Raw genomic sequence first — 19,451 nt, 5'->3', positions numbered from 1 at the left:
GTGATGAAAGATGGTCCTTCGTTTAAATGCTTAGTGATCTAGTTCCAGAATCAAACCCCCATTAACAACAAACCCTTCCAAGGGAGCCCAAACATCCAACGTCTCTGGAGTCATACTGGATCCAAGGTTGATATTCTCAAATCTTGACTGCCGTGTATCTGTGAAATTTTCAAAGTTTAAATAGACACTCACCTTTCTAAATTTTCGGAGCGCCATGAACCCCACGATCCAAAAATCATCCGTTTCAGTAAGATCATTTCGCAGCTGCCGACTGGTATAATATGTCTCCAGGCCGAGCCTCCACTTTCCCTCTTCCTCATAGACCAAAACAGCTCCAATATTATGTTTAGCAGTCAGCGGCTTTTGATCATTCAGGTTTTCATATTCAAGGCGCGTGTCAATCAAAGCGTAGTTGAGAAAAAACTTAAAATCCTTGTAGGTCAACTTCATGTTAGACTCAATTCCTCTAGAACTCACAGGCCCACTCGCATTTTCAAAGAAGAAATTGTCTGCAGGATTTTCAGCCAGTACTAGCGGATCGTTCAATCGAGTATAAAAGAAGAGTTGGTTTAAACTGAAAGTCCAGTCATTCCCAAAAGAAGTTCGGTAATTGATATCAAAGTTTCCTCCGCAGGATCGTTCAGCATCCAAATCTTCCAGGTTGAAACTGTTTAAGCCTCTAAAGGAAAATCTCTCCGTATCCTCTGTGAAAATAGTAGGTGTTTTATAACCCAAACCTCCACTTAGCCTATAGGTCAAGCTGGTATTCGGCTGATAGAAAAGTGACAGCCTTGGGAGAACAAACCAACCGTAATCATTATTTCTATCCACTCGAAAACCTGATTCTATAGAAAAGCGATCGGACAATTTAGATACCTGCTGAGCGAATAAGCCTCCAGTCACCTGGCTATAGCTCCTATCTGAGCTGACCAACTCTCCTTCCTTGAATTCATCTGAGTAGACATTCAGACCTAGTACCCAACTACTCATTTCATCGCCAAAGGAATAGGTAGCCTCACTAAAAGTAGACCACTGCTCTCCATCAAAAGCATAATTAAATTGATTGATACTCCTGTCGAAATGCAGTAGACTGTTTTTGATGACTAACTCCTTATTATCACCCCATTTACTGCTGTATGTCGCTTGATAAGACAATCGTCTGGTCGTATTCTCTTGCAAGTATTGCGTATTACTGGGTCTTTCCGCATCAATGGCATTTAGATTTCCGCCTAAACGATCCTCAAAAGTCCCATTAAGCGAGAGCCTCAGCATACTATTAGTATTAGGGTAATAAAAGAATGTCGGGTTCAAGGTGAGACTCCTTACATTGGGGATTTCTGAAAAGTTATCCGAGTTAGGATCGTAAGCATTCTGTCTATTGCCGGAGGCAAAAAAGCTATAACCAAACTTCTCATTCCTACGGGCACTGAAGGTATTCAAAGTTGTTCCTCCGGCCGATGTCTGGTCAATCATAACCTTAAAGTGTGGTTTTTCTTCAGGTTGAATACTCACGAGGTTCACCAAACCTGCAATCGCACCTCCGCCATAAAGCGTTGAGTTACTACCCTTGATTACTTCTACCTGCTTTAAATCCAATGGTGGGATCTGCATGATGCTCAAGCCACCAGAAAAGCCACCGAACAAAGGAAAGCCATCCTTCAGCAGCTGGGTATACCTGCCGTCAAGGCCTTGAATACGAATACTCTGATTGGCCGAACTGGGTGAAGTCACCTGCATTTGAATACCGGTGCTTTCGCGCAGTAACATAGCAATGTTATCAGAACGCATAACCGCCTTTTCTTCCAATTCTTCCGTACCCAGAAATTCAATTCTAGTAGGAATATCTTCTATACTTCTCGAGTTTCTAGTGGTGGTTACGATCACTTCTTCCATCTCTTCCTCTTCCATCTCCAAAAAGATCAGAATAGGTTCTGAAGTTGTAGATGGCAGCTTCACAGTTCTCGATTCTGCCGCATAACCGACAAAGGAGAAGGTCACCTTTACTTCTGTCAAGTCATTTGACAAATTCAGCGTGACCAATCCGTTGGTATCGGCAATACCTCCTATTGTCGGGCTTATACTGGCCGTTGCCCCAACCAAAGGTTGATTGGTCTCTTTATCTAATATTTTGAATTTTAGCACTTGTTGACCCAATACGCCATGGGCCATGCTCAAGCACAAAAGTGTTGAGACTAATATTCTGACATGCATCAAAGCTTTGTTTTAAAAATGGATACTAATTCTAGAGGACTCAGAACTAGATCTTGGGCGGCTGCCAAATATCAAAAGCAGGGGGAGTGTAGGTGTTGTCTTCCAGTTTTGGTTCATCAAGCGTAATTACAGCTTCTTGAAAATTGAAGGATTGAAGGGGGGCAATTGTGATGGCTGTGCAGCACAAACACGAGCAAAAAGGCAAGCAATCATCAGCCTCATCGGAAGCATCATGTTCGTTTGAAGATTCACAGACTTCTTCAGAATCACATGCAGAACTTTCCCAAGCATCGGCACATGGTGCCATACTTAGCAATAGTATAAAAATCGAAAGGATAGCACCCAAGCGTTGCATAAAGCAAAGATAACTTCAAAATACTTGCAACAGGGCATCAAGTGGTGGAATCATTCCAAATTGCTCATAAAAAATGGAAACCACCCAGGTTACCCCAGGTGGTCACACAAACACACACGACTCATCAGTAAACTGACGAGATTTTTAAATCTAAGTATTTCTATTTGATTGGCATCATTTTTTGGTGTAAACCGCCTCTCCGAATTGGCTAAAAGTGCCATTCCTTTTGACATAGTCTTTCACTTCAATTCGATCGCCTTCAATTAAACGGTATTCTGTCTTACCCTCTTCTTTTTCTGGGTCACCCCAGAACACCGTGAGCTCATTTTCTTTTAGATTATACTCCAAGCCAAACATGACTCCTCTAGAGTCAAACCAATGGCCACTGTTTTTATCAGCGCCCAGCTTATAAAAAGCCTTAGATTCCATAGTTCGAGTGGTGCCACTCTGGTCTTTAAATGAGTTACTGAATTGTAAATGGATAAATTGGTCCGATAGTACCTTTTCCCAGGTCATAGTGAAAGTAGCTGGAGTGCCAAACAGGTTACCACTTCCGACCCAATCTCCTTCTACCTGATCAAAAAATGAACTATTGGTTTGACCCCTTGTACTGAAGAAGGCTACACTAAAAACAAGTGCAAACAACAATTGATTTATTTTCATAAGTCTAAATTCTTATCCAATTGACGTCTAAAGAGCCCTATCGGGACAATCTGGACTTAATCAGCTAAAAGACAAACCAGTCACATTAGCCTCCTATCTTTTCTTGTACACTTCCGCAGTGCAGCATCACATCTCCAAAATACGGATTATTCACTTCCATCTCAGCCGCCAGCCAGAATGCACCCTTATTATTGAAAGCCATTGGGCAGTACTGTTTGTATAAAACGGTGTCACTTCCTCTTCTTCTCAGCATATCATACATTTTCATGGATAGCCCTTCAAAAGCCTTCCGCTGTGCTGCAACGTCATCATTGCTAGCAATCATTTGAAGGTCCGGAGTGAGCTGGTCATTCGTATTTACTTCCAAAAATTTAGTTGCAGCGGCCTTGGCTTTTGAAGCGTTAGTCGCAACTAGTGCGTCTTTTACGGCCAGATAGCTATCGACCAGATTTTTCTGATCACTGACTTGTTCCTTTTCGCTTTTGCTTCCACAAGCTGTTACCAACAGAGTAAAAACTGTGACAGCTAATAAGTATTTGATTCTCATTTTTCTAATTGAATTAGTCATTTCTTTTCCTTTTACTCCTATTGATTACTGATGATGGATTCGACATTTCCACAAGTGAGCATCACATCTCCGAAATACGGATTGACAATGTTTTCTTCAAGGCTAACCCAAGTCGCTCCTTTATCATTGTTAGCCATTGGGCAAAACTGGATATATAATGGATTCTCAAATGAGGTCCCAAATGACTCGATGGCATTGATTAAAGCCTTCGATAGATTGATGAAATTCAATCTTTGCTGATCGCGATCTCCCGTGTTGGTTATCAGAGCCAAACTTTCTTCCATAGGATTTAATAAATCCATCCAATGCATATGTGCCTCTCCTTTTGCTAAAGTCATATCGACATTGTCCAAGGCATTCTTAACCCTAACTCCTGCTTTTCTAATCTTAGCTCCATTGCCTTCTACCATCAAATCTTTCAAGGCAATGTATTCCTTAGATAAGTCTGTGAGCTGCTGCTGAAATTCTGGAGCCACATCCTCACTGTAGTCTTTCGCTGCAGACAGTTCGATCTCGACAAACTCATTTATATTGCCTTGACTTGCAGGATTAGAGACTGCCGTATTCATCATACTAATTTTACCTCTCAGTTGTGCTTCGGCATCCAATGTAAAGGCACCATTTGTCACCACTTCTTCACCTGCACTCAAGCCTTCATTGATAAAATATCTATCACCTACGGCATCGCCCAGTACAACCTCTCTGAGTGAAAAACTCTGTTCGTTAGGCACTTTGACATAAACAATAGATCTTTTACCTGTCCATAGCACAGCTGATTTTGGCACCGAAATACCTCCATCCTTATTCACAAAAATTCCTGTCGAGATAAACATCCCTGGCTTCAAGCTACCTGAACTGTTTTCCAAGTCGGCCCTTACTTCTACAATTCTCGTTCTTGTGTTTACTTCTGGCGAGATAAAGGAAATGGTACCAAGATGAAACTTACCCGTGGCCTTATTTTCAAAATCGAATCGATCGCCTAATTGAATCTTGCCTAAGTCCTTTTCATAGACTTCAAAGACCGCCCATACTTTAGTCAAATCGGTAATCTCCATAAGTCCACCTCCCTCTTTCAAGTGGTTCCCTGTATTCACTAATTTCTTCGTGATTACGCCATCATAATCTGCCAAGAGATCAAAATTCCGAATAGGCTCTTTCGAGGTCTCAATCGCTTGAATCTGTTCAGCCGTCAACTTCCAATGGTGCAATTTTCTTCTGGCTGCTTCTAATAGCACAGGGTTTGTAGCCTCAAGCTTCTTTGCCTCGATCAGTTCCTCTTGTGCTGACACCAACTCTGGAGAGTAGATAGAAGCGACCTTCTCGCCTTTTCTGACCAAATCTCCTTCAAAGCTTTTATAAAGAGCTTCTACTCTTCCTCCAAAATGGGTGGTCTGAACATTTACTCTTCGATCATCTACTTTCACTTTCCCACTCAGGCGTAAAATATCGTCTGCTGTGGTTAATTCGACTTTGGTAGTCTCAATATTGGCCAGTTGCACCGCATTATTAGACATTTTTAATATGGTCGGGTTGTCATCTTCTCCTTCAGCAACCGGTATCAAATCCATTCCACAGAATGGACATGTTCCGGGCTCAGATTGCCGGACTTGCGGGTGCATAGAACAAGTCCAGCTTCCATTCTCATCAAGCTCATGTTCGTGATTCTCGGCCGAAGGCTCTGGAGCATTACTGCCGCCAAAGAATATTGCACCTAGTGCAACGCCTATAACTAGGGTAAGGCCTACCGTTAGAAGTGTTGATCTATTTAATTTCATTTTGGATTTCGTTTAATGTGTAACCCGTCAAGTATTCTTGTTTGTAAACTGCCAACTGATAATCGACACTCCTGCGTACTTGTGCCAATTGTAGTTGTAATTGACGTTGCTGCGTCTCCAGAAGCTTCTCAAAGTCTTGGTTATTGTTGGTATACTCGCTGATCAATACGCTCAGTAATACATCTGTCTTGTTTATTTCAGCTGAGTACAAAGCAAGGGTTTGTCTAGCCGATTCGATTTCATATTCAATACTTGTCCAGTTGTTGCGAAGCTCATCTTTCATAGCTGATAACTCGAAGCCCTTAGCCTTCATTTTCAAGTCGGCTTCCTTCTTAATTGAACGGTTCTTTTTTCCGAAAATCGGAAGGCTCACATTCACCTGAGGTACTAAAATGTCCTTGCCATTATCTGAAATAGATACACCCTCCCGTTTGTCAATGAATCCATATTCAAGTCCGATTCCGATGTTTGGTTTACGGCCTAAATCGGCCAAAACCTTCTCTTGTTCTAGCATTTCTATCATAGATTCGATCGCCTTAAGCTTTGGCTGGTTAACCATCACGGCTTCAATATCAAGATCCCCCGTTTCAAAAATTAGCGTGTCACTGATACCGACAGAAGTTGCTCCATCTCTGTGAAGCAGTGTATTGAAATCGTGCCTTAGTGGTTTTTCTTTCAGCCTAAGCAAGTCGAGTTCCGTCTTGGCCCGATCAATACTGATTTGGACTCTAACCAAATCTGCCAATGAAACGAGGTTGGCTTCATACTTTGTTTTGGTCACCGGCTCATAGGATTTCAGAATGTTCAGATTCTCCTCCATGATTTGAACCTCTTGCTGTAACTCGTAAAGCTCCAACCACTTGGACTTCACCTGAAGAAAGAGCTCATTCCTTGCTTCCTCAAACATTTCGAACTTGGCCTTGGCGAAGCTTGCAGCAGCCTTCTCTTTAGCTTTTAAAGTTCCCATCCAAGGAAACATCTGTGCTACGGAAAGCCTAAAACGTTGAGGGCCTACTCGGGTCTCAACCGGAGAGATAAAGTAGCCAAAGCTCAGGGTAGGATCAGGAAGGACGCCTTGTTGATTTACCTTTTCTAAGGCCGCCAAATAGAGGTTAAACTTTGCTTTCAGGTTTGGATTATCTCTTGCTGCCATCTCTAAATACTCATTCAGAGTGGTCTGTCCATGAATGGAGCATCCAAGCGAAAGGAATATGATTATAGAAACTATTCTTCTCATTTTGATTTCACTTTAGGTAGCCATAATTCAATCGATCCATCATTTCTCAGGGCATCAACATGTCCCATAACACGCTCACTGCCATCAATGAAATGCATATGTAAGAAGCTTCCGTGATGGGTGAATACTCCTTCGTGCTGACTAGAGTAAAAGCCTAAGACCCGTGCATTGGCATAGTCACCCACGCCTTGAAGTCCCGCTTCTTTATAAGCATCGTGGTTTTGGGCCTTGGCTTCGGCAGCGTTGATGATATGCCATTCAATGTGGTCGAAATCTCCCACAAGCATAAAAGGAAAGGCCTTATCGATATTGACGCCAGCCTGCTCGGCCTCCTTGGCAATCAAGGCTTGCAAGTCACCATGGTCATTGATTACCTGATCCAGTTTTACTTTATACCACTCCTCAACCTGAGATGTAATCAGCAATGTTGCTTTGCGATCAAAAGTTCTGTCCATTAGCAGATCACCTTTCTGGGCTAATCCATTGAGCGGATCTCCATCGATGACCAGCACCTCACCTGAGAGACCTTCCAGAGCACCTATTGCATAGAGATTTGGCGATTGGCGATAGTCTGCCAGATCGGCATTAGCCTCCAGCTTCTGTTCCATCATGATCTCTCTTAAGACGCCAAAGTGTTCAACCGTGGGGTTTTCGCTTGGGCTTTGACAGGCCAGCAAAGAGAAAATAGCGCTTACTATGAATATGTTCTTTTTCAATTTTCAGAGTTTTTAAGGTTGAACTTCAGCTGTGCTTCCTTGTAGAATGCATAAAGCACAGGCACCACGAAAAGGGTGATCAAAGCGATCAGCATACCCCCGAATGAAGGGATCGCCATGGGGATCATCACATCTGAACCCCTTCCGGTCGATGTGAGAATCGGTAGTAATGCCAATAGAGTCGTTGCGGTTGTCATCAAACAAGGTCTTACCCTTCTCATTCCAGCGGCTATCACTAATTTTTGAATCCCTGATTTATCCGAAACCTTCTTTTGATCGAAGGACTGATTTAAGTAGGTCGCCATTAACACGCCATCATCTGTGGCAATACCAAAGAGCGCTATAAAACCTACCCAAACCGCTACACTAAGATTTACTGGTGCGACCTGAAACAAGTCCCTCATATTGGTGCCGAGTAAAGAAAAGTCCATAAAACCTTCTCTGCCGTACAACCAGAGCATCAAAAAGCCACCACCAAAAGCCACAGCGACACTACTAAATACCATGAGCGAGACTGCTACAGATTTAAACTGAAAGTATAAAATCAATAGGATGATGATCAGGGCTAAGGGGATCACAAGGCTCAGCCGCCTCTCGGCTCTCACCTGATTTTGATAATTACCTGCAAACTCATACGAAACTCCAGGCGGTAGACTTAACTGTCCCTGAGCAATGCGCTGCTCAATAAGGTTTTTGGCATCATTAACCACACTGGTTTCTGATAAGCCTGCCTTCTTATCAAAGATCACATAGCCGACCAAGAAGGTATCTTCACTCTTGATCATTTGCGGACCTTGTTCATATCTGATTGCCGCAAGCTCTCCAAGGGGAATGCTCTCTCCCATGGCCACCGGAATTAGTATGTTCTTCAAGGCCTCAGGGTCATCTCTCAAGCCCCGTGGATATCTTACCCGAATACCATAGCGTTCACGGCCTTCTACAGTTTTGGACAACTCCATCCCTCCAACGCCTACCTGTATATACTCCTGAACTTTAGCAATACTGACACCATATCTAGCCAATGATTCGCGATCTAAATCAATCAGAAGATATGGCTTACCCACAATGCGTTCGGCAAAGACTGACTCTCTTTTTACAGAAGGTAGTTCTTTGAGGATTGTTTCGAATTCTAAACCAACGGCCTCGATGGTCGCCAGGTCAGGTCCTTTCACCTTAATGCCCATGGGTGCTCTCATACCCGTTTGGAGCATGACCAACCGCGTTTCGATCGGCTGAAGTTTAGGAGCCGAAGTGACTCCTGGCAGTTTAGTAACTCGTACTATTTCATTCCAGATATCATCTGGAGACTTAATTTCGTCCCGCCATTGGCGAAAATAGGCCCCACGTTTATCCAGCATCAGATTGCCCAGTTCATCTCGAACGTACTCACCATCTTGTTTTTTGAAGCGTAATCGTCTCCCGTTTTGGTCTGTGATATACTCGCTTTTGTAATTAATCACATTCTCATACATGGAAATAGGCGCTGGATCTAAGGCACTTTCGGTACGTCCAAACTTGCCCACCACGGATTCTATTTCTGGTATTGCCGTGACCGCCATATCCAATAACCGGAGTGTCTCCCTGTTTTGATCTACCCCAGCATGTGGCATAGAGGTGGGCATTAAGAGAAAGGCACCTTCACCAAGCGATGGCATAAACTCCTTACCAATCCCTGGAAAGGTATGAGACAAATTAGAATAGGTGCGATTGGAACGAACCTGATCTCCAAAAGCATTGGGTACAAAGGCGAAGACCTTATCAAAACCCAGCCAAATGGTTATTCCCAAAAGAATAATGAAGGAAGGGATCAATAGGAACTTCCATCGGTTTCTCAAACACCAGCCGAGGATTTTCGGATAGAGCTTGATAAAAAGACTAAAGGCCCCAAGTGTCAATCCGATGATGGCGATAACAAAGACAAAATTGACAAGGATGCTTACTTCAACACCCAAAGGCATCCAATTGTAACTGAGTAAATATGAAACCGCGATCAATGCAATTGCGACATCAGCATACTTCAGGTATGCCGAAAGAGCCTTGCTAAATGCTCTGGTCAAATTCACCAAACCAAAACCAATCAAAACGAAGGCGGCCAAGCCATGACCTAATACTAATACCCAGATGCCGAAAACTACTAAACCAGTATTCAGGAGCGTCTTTACCCATTTTGACTTAGGTTTAAAGCCAAAGAACCAATAGGCAAGGGTAGGGATAATGACCAATGCAACTACGATGGCTGCCAACAAGGCAAATGTCTTGGTATAGGCCAGCGGACGAAATAGTTTTCCCTCAGCTGCCTCCATGGTAAAAACCGGAATGAAGCTAATAACGGTTGTCATTACAGCTGTGATAATGGCTGGAGCAACCTCTTTAGCCCCCTCATAGATTAAAGCCAACAGGGTCTTATCTCCTTTTTCTTTCAAATGACGGGTAATGTTCTCTGTCAATACAATGCCCACATCTACCATGGTGCCTATGGCGATTGCGATACCCGATAAAGCCACAATGTTTGCATCGACTCCAAAGTACCGCATCGCTATAAAGCACATGAGCACAGCAATGGGCAATAGGGAAGAAATCAGGATTGAGGCCCGAAGATTGAGCAGCATAACAAGCACTACTATGACGGTAATGATTATCTCCAAAGTCAATGCCTCTTCAAGCGTACCGATGGTTTCCTGGATCAATTCTGTACGATCATAGAAAGGAACAACGGTAAGTTTCGAGGCTGTACCGTCTGCCAAATACTTGGTTGGCAGGCCTTGACTGATCTCCTCAATCTTCGCTTTTACGTTTTCGATGACTTCAAGTGGGTTGGCACCATATCGGGCGACCACTACACCTCCTACTGCCTCGGCACCAGACTTGTCCAAACCTCCTCTGCGCGAGGCCGGACCCATCATAACTCGAGCCACATCCTTGATTCGGATAGATACATTATCAACTGTTTTAACAGGTGCCTGCTCCAAATCCTCGAGACTCTTGATGTAGCCTAAACCGCGGACCAGATACTCCGCCTGGTTGATTTCCAAGGTTTTGGCACCTACATCAAGATTACTCTCCCTAATTGCCTTGGTGACTTCGGCCAGTGTCACACCATAGCCTTCCATCGCATTCGGATCGATATCTACTTGATATTCCTTCACAAAACCACCAATAGAAGCTACTTCAGAAACACCTTCGGCAGAAGCCAATGCATACTTGATCGTATAGTCTTGAATGGTCCTTATTTCCTGAGGGTCCCATCCGCCAGTTGGATTTCCTTCTTCATCACGTCCTTCTATGGTATACCAAAAGATCTGCCCCAAAGCAGTTGCATCAGGGCCCAGAGCCGGCTGAACACCATCTGGCAATAAGCCTCTGGGAAGTGCATTGAGCTTTTCGAGAATCCTGCTCCTACTCCAATAGAATTCTGAAGACTCTTCGAAAATGATGTAAACCGAAGATAGACCGAAGATAGAAGAGCTTCGAATCGTCTTGACTCCTGGCAAACCCAGAAGTGATGATGTCAGTGGATATGTGATTTGGTCTTCAATGTCTTGTGGTGACCTTCCCGGCCACTCGGTAAAGACAATCTGTTGGTTCTCGCCAATGTCCGGTATAGCATCTACAGGCACAGGGTCAGTCGGCAAACCAGTGGACCATTGGAAGGGTGCAGTGATTATACCCCAAGCCGCCAGTAGCACCAGCAGTATTACCATAACCAAACGGTTCTCCAAAAAGAATTTAATAAGTGTATTGATCATTAATTATGCTTTTACAATCCGATGTAAATGAAATCGCTCGAGAATGAGCTGTGAAGTCTGTTAAGGTTTCTGTGGACTTTAGAAATGAGTGACTCTTAGCCAAAGGCAAAAGAGATGATTCGTTTCAAACAGAATGACGAAACAGAACTACTTCAGGATTGTAAAGCAGCGGGAATTTTGAGGGAATGATAAAGAATGGTAAGATCGGGCGCAGGAATATCAGGCGGCCCTGTATTATTCACCTCAACTTTATCCTGCTCTCCGGCCATCAAAGCCTCGAAATCAGCAAATGGAACTTCGAAAAGCAAATGATAAACGGCAGTAGGAGCATCAGATGATACCGAAATTTGTTGGTCATCTTCAATGATCTTAAGCGCCCATTCATCGTCACAGCAGTCGTCCATACCAGCATGCATCTCCATAGTCATACCACACTTACTCTCCACTTTTTTGAAGAGAGAAGTCTCTTTGACTCGGTCCATACACAAGTGCTGCCCTACCAAAATTCCTGAGGAAGTCAGTAGATACAGCATGGTAAATAATATGGTAGCTGTTCTTTTCAAGCTGTGCAAATATACGGATGTTTCGGAATATGGGTTTAAATGCCAGTATAAGCAGCGTATAATACCACTCAAACAATTTTTCAAAAATTCAGCACTTCCTATTTGCAACATTGTTGCTAATGCACTATTGTTGCATTTCTAAACTCAAAAGATTTGACTCATGAAAAAATTTAGTAGCATTAAGTATTTGTCACTCCTTGTGATGGCCTTAATTATATCGGCATGTGATTCTGATGACCCAGAAATGATTAACGAAGAAGAACTGATAACAACGCTTCGTGTGACATTCACAAGCCAAACCAATCCTACAGTAACGGCTACCTTCAGAGATATTGACGGCCCTGGGGGAAATGATCCTGAAATAATTAACCCAACACTTGCGGCTAATACGACTTACACTGTTGCTGTTGAGTTCCTTAATGAAGAAGAGAGCCCTGCTGAAGATATTACTTTAGAAGTGGCTGAAGAGGATGATGAGCATCAAGTATTCTTTGTTATTGGTACTGGTCTGAATGCGACTTATGCTTACACGGATCAGGATGGTAACGGCAATCCACTTGGACTAGCTGGTACTTTCACTACGGCTGCAGCCGGTGCGGGTAACCTTACGGTGACGTTAATTCATGAGCCAGACAAAACTGCTGCCAATGTAAGCAGTGGTGACCCTACTAATGCTGGCGGAGAAACTGACATTGAAGTTACTTTCAACGTAACTGTTCAGTAGATCACCGAATCAAGAATTTAAAAGGAGTGCAATGCACTCCTTTTTTTATGCGCGAAACCCAAATCACATAGTATTGCGTATGTTAGGTGTTAAATGCTTGAGATAAAAAACTTCCGGAAAGCCTTCAACGATCGGCTGATTCTTGAAATACCATCGCTTCATCTTTATCAAGGCATTCATTGGTTCAAGGGGAAGAATGGCTCCGGAAAATCAACGCTTTTCAACTGTCTCGCTGGGCTTTCTCCATACCTAGGGGAAATCAAACTCAGCGGACATAGTCTTACAAAGCAACCTGTTCTCTATAAGCAGCGCATCAACTATAGTCAGTCCGAACCGACCTTTCCTGAATTCTTAACAGGAAAAGACTTGCTTGAATATTTCGGACAACTGAAAGGTGCTAAACCTGAGCAAATAAAGGAGCTTTCCGACCAACTATCCATCAACAGCTACATGGATCAGCCTGTAGGAAGTTATTCCAGTGGCATGCTCAAAAAACTCTCTATAGGCATCGCATTTTTAGGTGATCCTTTATGGATTATTCTAGATGAACCACTGATCACTTTAGATAAAGAAGCACAAGGCATCATGCTGAATCTTCTGGTTGACTACAATAAAAAGGGTACATCATTCATCTTTGCTACCCATCAGGATTTTGAGAACCAATTGATCAAAGCAGATCATATTTATGAAGTGAAGGATCAAAAAGTTATACTCGTCTCGTGAGTCCCGTTGCCAAGGTCTTAGTAAAAACGATCGTTAAAGAATTCTATAAAGAGAATGCAGGGTTCTTTTTGGTTATCCTCGGGCTCGGCTTTGGATTCTTAAAGACACCCCAGCACATAGATATTGCCTCGGCATTGGCTTTCAGGCCTATCTATTACCTGATTCCGATGGTCCTTTGGATTTTGTACACCCTTAAAACCCTGAATTTCTTTAGCCGGATTAAACGATTACCACAAAACCGTTTTTTGACCAGCATTAGTGGGCTAGAAAACAAGAGGTTAAAGCCCCTTGTGGTCTTCATTCAATTGTTGCTACTCATTCCAATATTGGGCTATGGCATTTTCATGACCATCATTGCCATAGGTCTTCAACAAACATATTCAGCACTAATTCTTGTGGTTTCAAATGTCTTCCTATTGATGGTTGCGGCACACTTTCTCTTTCTACAACTGGTAAAACCGATAGACCCTAAGACCTCCAGCTTCGCAAGTCGTAGGATAGGAATATTGCCCAAAACCTATCCATTTCTACCTATTCATCACTTATTCCAAAGGCATAGTATCTCTTTAATCTTGACCAAGCTGTTTTCTATTGGCCTTATACTGGGCGCCACTGCCATTTTCAATATGGAAGGCGTGGATCTAAGGTACCTTGCCCTTGGCACACTGCTGAGTTCGGCTATCCATGCTAACTTCAGTTATCGGCATTATGAATTTGAAATGAGTTCATTATTGCTTTACAGAAACCTTCCTATGCCGAGAGTTAAGTCCTTTGGACAAAACGCCTTGACTTATATCATCCTCTCAATACCTGAATTTCTGGTATTTTTCGGCAACAATATCCAAAGTGTAGCTATTGTTGACCTAGTTCAAATCGCATTGATAATTCCAGTTATTTCGGTTCTGCATCACGCGATGATCAAACACCAGGCGTTCGACCTGGAAGGCTATTTCAAATACATTTTCTTCCTAACGGCCTTTCTCTTCTTTGTCATCTTGGGTTACGTTCCCATCTATTTGCTTGAGATCATCCTGCTTGCCGTGGCTTTGGCACTTGCTTCTCGAAGCGACACAAGCGAACGGGCCTACTCATAGCGGAGCGTTTTTACAGGATTACTACTTGCCGCTTTCAAGGACTGACCACCTACAGCCAAAATTGCAATAAGTACTGATCCAAATCCAGCAATTAGAAATACCGAAGCCCCTAAGCCTATGCGATAGGCAAAACCTTGTAACCACTGATTAAATAAGTAATAGGCAATCGGTGTGGATAACAGAAAGGAAACGAGTACCAAACGCACAAATTTCTTGCTCACCAATCCGAATATTGAAAACAACGAAGCACCCAGGACTTTGCGAACACCGATCTCCTTAGTGCGTTGCTGCACGGTAAAACTTGCCAATCCAAAAAGCCCTAAACAAGCGATGAAAATCGCAAGCAAGGTAAAGTACTGAATGGCATTGGCCAGACGCTCTTCCTTTACATATTGTGCTTCCAGGGTTTCATCCAAAAATGTATACTCAAATGGCCAGTCAGGAATTACCTTATCCCAAGCTTCATTGATACCACTCAGGGTCGCTGCAAGGCCAGAACCATTTCCTAGCCGTATGGTGATCTCGCCTCCCACGCTTGAAGATGTTCTCCTAAAAACGCTTGGTAAAACAGGATCATAAAGGCTTTCAAAATTGGCATCAGCCATCACACCAATCACTCTGATTTCTTCTGGTTGAGGGGCTCCACCTGGTAAAAAGGATAGCGACTTACCAACACTTTCTTCTACAGTCCAACCCAGAGCCTTAACGGCAGATTCATTGATCAGTATACCAGATTTCAAATCAGAACTGACACTTTCATCGAAATCCCTACCCGAGATTATTTCCAATCCATACATTTCGCGAAAGCCCTCACCTATCCACTTGATTCCCAAGGAGTAAGTACTGTTATCGGGTGCACCAACAATCTTGAAAGTATTGGTGAAGGCATTGGTACCTGCAACATAGCCTCTGTTGATGTTTTCAACCATTGGGTCTTTTGAAAGCATGTCTTCGAACAGATCGAATTGACTTTGCGTTAGATTTTTGCCCAGTTGTAACCGGACCACTCGGTCTTTATCGAAGCCCAAGTCTTTATTCTGGAGGAAGTCCAATTGATTATTGACGACCAGAATTCCGATAATCAATAGGTTGGATACCACAAACTGAGCAATCACCATGGCACTATTGAATCGTTGCTTCTTTCTAACTGCCCCAAATTTGTTAATCAAGCCTTGTACAGCACTCAGTCGTAATACAGACATAGAGGGTCTCAGGGCCGATAAGACAGTCATCACCAAAACGAGCACAATCAAGCCTATTAAGAAGATCAGATTCTGCCCTCCAAAAGACAATGCTTTATCGGTAAACTGATTGAAATAAGGTAGTGTGGCCATGGCCACTGCGAAGGCGATGACCGATGCAAAGGTGACCACCATCAGAGCTTCAGTCATAAACTGAGCGATCAACTGTTTCTTGCGAGCACCCATTACTTTTCTCAAACCCACTTCCTTTAATCGTTTATTGGTTTGCGCAGCCGTTAGGTTGATGAAGTTAACACAGGCAATGAAAAGGATCAGGATCGCTATAGCAGCAAAACTGTATACCTGAGTCATGTTGCCATTGGCTTGGGGTTCAGCAGACTTATCTGATTTCAAATGGATATCAAAAAGCCGTTGCACTTCAATGGAGAAGCCATCTTGGTCTTCCGTATTGAGGTGCTCTTTGGCAATGGCCTGCAGCTTACTTTCAAAAGCATCAATAGATGTCTCTGGTGCCAATAGCGCATAAACCCATGCAGCAGCCCAGTTCCAGTCTTTTTCCAGGTCATAGGTGTATTGACCCCAACCCATCCATCGTTGTCGCTGTAACTCAATGGGCATCAAAAAATCAAAGCTGATATGTGAGTTTTTAGGAACATCCTTCAGTATTCCTGTTACAATCAGGTCGTCTTCATTTTTATAACGCATTGTTTTCCCAATAGCATCCTCAGAACCAAAGTACTTCACTGCCATTTTTTCGGTCAAAACAATACTCCTCGGATCTTCCAAAGCGGTTTTCGGATTGCCTCGGACCCACTCAAAATCGAAGACTTCAAAGACACTTGTTTCTGCAAAGTACATGCCTGGTTCGGTATGCTTCTGTTCACCATACTCCAAAAGAGGAGTATCTCCACCCCAATAATAAAACCTGGCCACATCGATCACTTCAGGATAACTTTCCACCAAGGCTTGCTTCATAGGGAAGGGAAGTTTGGCTCCTTGTCTCGTTGCATTTGGCGTTTCCAGGCGATAAGTCAAACGGACGATTTGATCACCCTTCTTATGAAATTTATCGTAGGAAAGCTCGTCCATCACAAAGAATGACATCAACAGAAATGCGGAAAGCCCAGCGGCCAGGCCGAGGATATTAATGGCAGAGTAGGTGCCATGTTTTTTCATAAATCGAAAACCGATTTTCAGGTTATTAAAGAACATATGGAATGGATTTAATTGTGGATACTGTTCATGAGCCCTCCTAAAAGCGAAAGGCTGAAAAAATGTAATCACATGACCGATAAATCTTATGTTTGCATGCCTGCGACCCTTGGCTTCCGCCCTTCGGGCATAAATCTCAAGCAAATCTCCTTCAATGGCATCCACCAAATCTCTTCGGCAGAACCAATGAAAAAAACGCATGGCCCATTTGGGAGGCATCTTACTCATGTCTTAGGGTTTTGACTGGGTTGAGGGAAGCTGCTCTTAAGGATTGCCCACCCACTGCGATGGCCGCAATGCCAATTGATAGCAATGCACCAAGGACAAAAACCATAGGGCCTATATCAATTCTGTATTCGAATTCTCTAAGCCAGTTATTACCAAAATAAAAGGCCAGCGGCACAGAAATCATAAACGAAATGGCCACCAGTTTGAAAAACCGACTACTGACTAAAAATAAAATGGAGGCAATTGAGGCACCAAGCACTTTGCGCACACCAATTTCTTTTGTGCGTTCCTGAACCGTGAAAGAGGCCAAACCGAACAACCCTAGACAGGCAATGAAGATGGCCAGTACAGTAAAGTACTGAATGGTTTGACCTAAGCGCTCTTCTTGTTGATACTGCTGAGCAATTGTATCGTCCAAAAACTCAAATTCAAATGGCCACTGAGGGCTTATCTCATTCCAAATGCTCTCTATGCTTGATATACCGGCTCTTAGGTCATCTACATTGCCAGCCTCTAAGCGAATAGAAACATCTCCCCACTCAGCAAACTTGAAGACACTTGGGCGAATCGGACGATATAATGACTCTAGGTGAGCGTCCGCCAATATGCCAATCACTTTGCATTCAAAACGTGTTCTATTGTCACTGCCGCCTACATAGCTGAAGGTCTTGTTTAAGGCTTCTTCATTGGTCCAGCCAAAATTCTTGACGGCTTGCTCATTCAATAAGATAGCCTCTCGCCTATCTTTGAACATTTCCTCACTGAAGAAACGACCTTGGACCAACTCAAGACCGAACATTTCGAGGAAGTCAAAACCGACATGTTTGATACCAATACTCTTTGCTTCCTCTATTTCCTGCCCTTCAACACGAAAGGACTGCGTCCAGTCGCGCGTGCCTGCTACATAGCCCTGACTGGCCCCTTGAACAAAAGGACTCGTCTTTATGCGGTCTGAAAAGAGACTAAAATTCTCATCTAACTTATTCCCATGTTTCAGCACAATGACTTGATCTTTGTCGAAACCCAGATCTTTATCTTTTATGTAATTGAGTTGATTCTGGACGATTAGGATGCCAACAATCAAAAGATTAGAAATAATGAACTGTGAGGCCACCAGCACTTGACGCATTCGAGCATTGCCTCTACTTCCGGTGGTCGTATTGCCTTTTAAGGTTTTCACTGGCTGAAATCTCGATAGTGAAAATGCCGGATAAAGACCTGCCATTAGTCCAATCATAACAGCCCCAATAAACATGGCAAGAACCACCATGGGTTGGGTATAAGGAATGCTGAGAGATTGCCCCATAAACCTATTAAAAACGGGCAGCATCGCCTCAACGAGAAATACTCCAATCACCATGGCGATTAGGGATATTAATATTGACTCTGCAATGAACTGAGTAATCAAGTGAGGCCTGAGTGCCCCCATGACTTTTCGAAGGCCCACCTCTTTAGCGCGTTTGGCTGATCTGGCCGTACTCAGGTTCACAAAATTGATACATGCGATAATCAGAATCAGAATCGCGATCACCCCAAATCCATATACCTGACGCAGGTTACCGTTGATTTGAAATTCGCCAGACATGGCAGATTTCAAATGGATATCTGTCAGCGGCATGGCAGAGTAGTGATATTCTACAACACTATTCGGCAGACGCCCGAAATAGTCTTTCCCATCTTCAAAGAGCTTCTGGTTAAACGATGCATGGGCCTCAGGGCTTTTCAATAATGCATATTGCCATGAACCTGACCACCTCCAATCTTCTTCAAAATCATAGCTATTGTTGCCATTACCTCTGATCCATCGCTGGCGCTGAAGTTCCATGGGCACCAATATGTCAAAAGAGAGGTGGGAGTTGGAGGGTACTTCTTCCAAAACCCCAGTGACTTTCAGTAGATCATCATTCTTGTATTGGATCACCTTACCCATTGGGTCTTCTTCTCCAAAGTATTTTTGAGCCACTTTTTGGGTGATGACAATACTATTTACTTCTCGCAAAGCAGTACCTGGATCGCCTCGCTCCAGGCCAAAATCAAATACATCAAACACCTCTGGATCAGCAAAAAGAATATTCTCTTCTGTGAAGTGACTCTCTTCATATTTCAATGTTGTCGCGTCCTGCCTGTTTTGATAAAAGCGAACAATTTGCTCGACCTCAGGATACCTTTCTAGAAATAAAAACTTCAAAGGGAAAGCCGATTTCGCTACTTGTGTGCTATTGCCTCGTGCTTCGTACTGCGAATTAATTCTGAAAATCCTGTCGGACTTACTATGGAATTGATCATAGGACAATTCGTGTTTCACATAAGCGAACATCATGACAAATGCGGCTAAACCGATGGCTAAACCCAGGATATTGATTACCGCATATGATTTGCTTCTGACAAGGTTTCGGTAAGCGATTTTTAGGTAGTTACTCAGCATATCAATGGA

Annotated in this window: 14 protein-coding genes; 3 read left to right on the top strand and 11 right to left on the bottom strand. The window is 43.2% G+C overall.

The window, feature by feature from the left end:
* Positions 1–30: 30 nt before the first annotated feature.
* The 9 genes from BFP97_RS18390 to BFP97_RS18350 form a co-directional block, all read right to left on the bottom strand.
* Complete coding sequence (locus BFP97_RS18390) at positions 31–2,211, bottom strand: TonB-dependent receptor domain-containing protein (RefSeq protein WP_069843824.1); 2,181 nt, start codon at positions 2,209–2,211, stop codon at positions 31–33.
* Positions 2,212–2,257: 46 nt separating this feature from the next.
* Positions 2,258–2,566, bottom strand: a complete 309-nt coding sequence (locus BFP97_RS20960) for a DUF6660 family protein (protein ID WP_069843823.1) — start codon at positions 2,564–2,566, stop codon at positions 2,258–2,260.
* Between the two features lie 174 nt (positions 2,567–2,740).
* Positions 2,741–3,229: a hypothetical protein gene (locus BFP97_RS18380; protein ID WP_069843822.1), complete on the bottom strand. Its 489-nt coding sequence runs from the start codon at positions 3,227–3,229 to the stop codon at positions 2,741–2,743.
* A gap of 85 nt (positions 3,230–3,314) precedes the next feature.
* Complete coding sequence (locus BFP97_RS18375) at positions 3,315–3,797, bottom strand: DUF3347 domain-containing protein (RefSeq protein ID WP_083262655.1); 483 nt, start codon at positions 3,795–3,797, stop codon at positions 3,315–3,317.
* 17 nt (positions 3,798–3,814) lie between these two features.
* Positions 3,815–5,572, bottom strand: coding sequence for an efflux RND transporter periplasmic adaptor subunit (locus BFP97_RS18370; RefSeq protein ID WP_069843820.1), 1,758 nt, complete (start codon positions 5,570–5,572; stop codon positions 3,815–3,817).
* The gene (locus BFP97_RS18365) at positions 5,559–6,809 is read right to left on the bottom strand and encodes a TolC family protein (RefSeq protein ID WP_069843819.1); all 1,251 of its coding nucleotides are present in this window, start codon (positions 6,807–6,809) and stop codon (positions 5,559–5,561) included. The genes BFP97_RS18370 and BFP97_RS18365 overlap by 14 nt, the downstream gene beginning before the upstream one ends.
* Positions 6,806–7,525 carry an acetolactate decarboxylase gene (locus BFP97_RS18360; RefSeq protein WP_069843818.1) on the bottom strand — a complete coding sequence of 240 codons (720 nt, stop codon included), beginning with the start codon at positions 7,523–7,525 and terminating at the stop codon, positions 6,806–6,808. The genes BFP97_RS18365 and BFP97_RS18360 overlap by 4 nt, the downstream gene beginning before the upstream one ends.
* Positions 7,522–11,271 (bottom strand): efflux RND transporter permease subunit, encoded by a 3,750-nt coding sequence (locus BFP97_RS18355; protein ID WP_069843817.1) that lies wholly within the window; start codon positions 11,269–11,271, stop codon positions 7,522–7,524. Before BFP97_RS18355 ends, BFP97_RS18360 begins: the two co-directional genes overlap by 4 nt.
* 152 nt (positions 11,272–11,423) lie before the next feature.
* Complete coding sequence (locus tag BFP97_RS18350) at positions 11,424–11,834, bottom strand: HYC_CC_PP family protein (RefSeq protein ID WP_139135369.1); 411 nt, start codon at positions 11,832–11,834, stop codon at positions 11,424–11,426.
* A 160-nt stretch (positions 11,835–11,994) separates the two neighbouring features.
* Between BFP97_RS18350 and BFP97_RS18345 the strand changes: the two genes are divergently transcribed.
* The 3 genes from BFP97_RS18345 to BFP97_RS18335 all read left to right on the top strand — a co-directional run bounded on the left by BFP97_RS18345 (position 11,995) and on the right by BFP97_RS18335 (position 14,375).
* Positions 11,995–12,558, top strand: a complete 564-nt coding sequence (locus BFP97_RS18345) for a type 1 periplasmic binding fold superfamily protein (protein ID WP_069843815.1) — start codon at positions 11,995–11,997, stop codon at positions 12,556–12,558.
* Between the two features lie 93 nt (positions 12,559–12,651).
* Positions 12,652–13,281 (top strand): ABC transporter ATP-binding protein, encoded by a 630-nt coding sequence (locus BFP97_RS18340; protein ID WP_069843814.1) that lies wholly within the window; start codon positions 12,652–12,654, stop codon positions 13,279–13,281.
* Positions 13,278–14,375 (top strand): hypothetical protein, encoded by a 1,098-nt coding sequence (locus tag BFP97_RS18335; RefSeq protein WP_069843813.1) that lies wholly within the window; start codon positions 13,278–13,280, stop codon positions 14,373–14,375. Before BFP97_RS18340 ends, BFP97_RS18335 begins: the two co-directional genes overlap by 4 nt.
* Here the strand turns inward: BFP97_RS18335 and BFP97_RS18330 are convergent.
* The gene (locus tag BFP97_RS18330; protein ID WP_069843812.1) at positions 14,366–17,017 is read right to left on the bottom strand and encodes an ABC transporter permease; all 2,652 of its coding nucleotides are present in this window, start codon (positions 17,015–17,017) and stop codon (positions 14,366–14,368) included. The two genes, BFP97_RS18335 and BFP97_RS18330, sit on opposite strands and share 10 nt — an antisense overlap.
* Positions 17,010–19,442: an ABC transporter permease gene (locus BFP97_RS18325; protein WP_069844388.1), complete on the bottom strand. Its 2,433-nt coding sequence runs from the start codon at positions 19,440–19,442 to the stop codon at positions 17,010–17,012. The genes BFP97_RS18330 and BFP97_RS18325 overlap by 8 nt, the downstream gene beginning before the upstream one ends.
* Between the last annotated feature and the right edge of the window lie 9 nt (positions 19,443–19,451).

The sequence above is a fragment of the Roseivirga sp. 4D4 genome, assembly GCF_001747095.1.
Classification (GTDB): Bacteria; Bacteroidota; Bacteroidia; order Cytophagales; family Cyclobacteriaceae; genus Roseivirga.
Note: the sequence above shows the minus strand (reverse complement) of the source record. Positions and strands in the feature narration are given on the sequence as shown.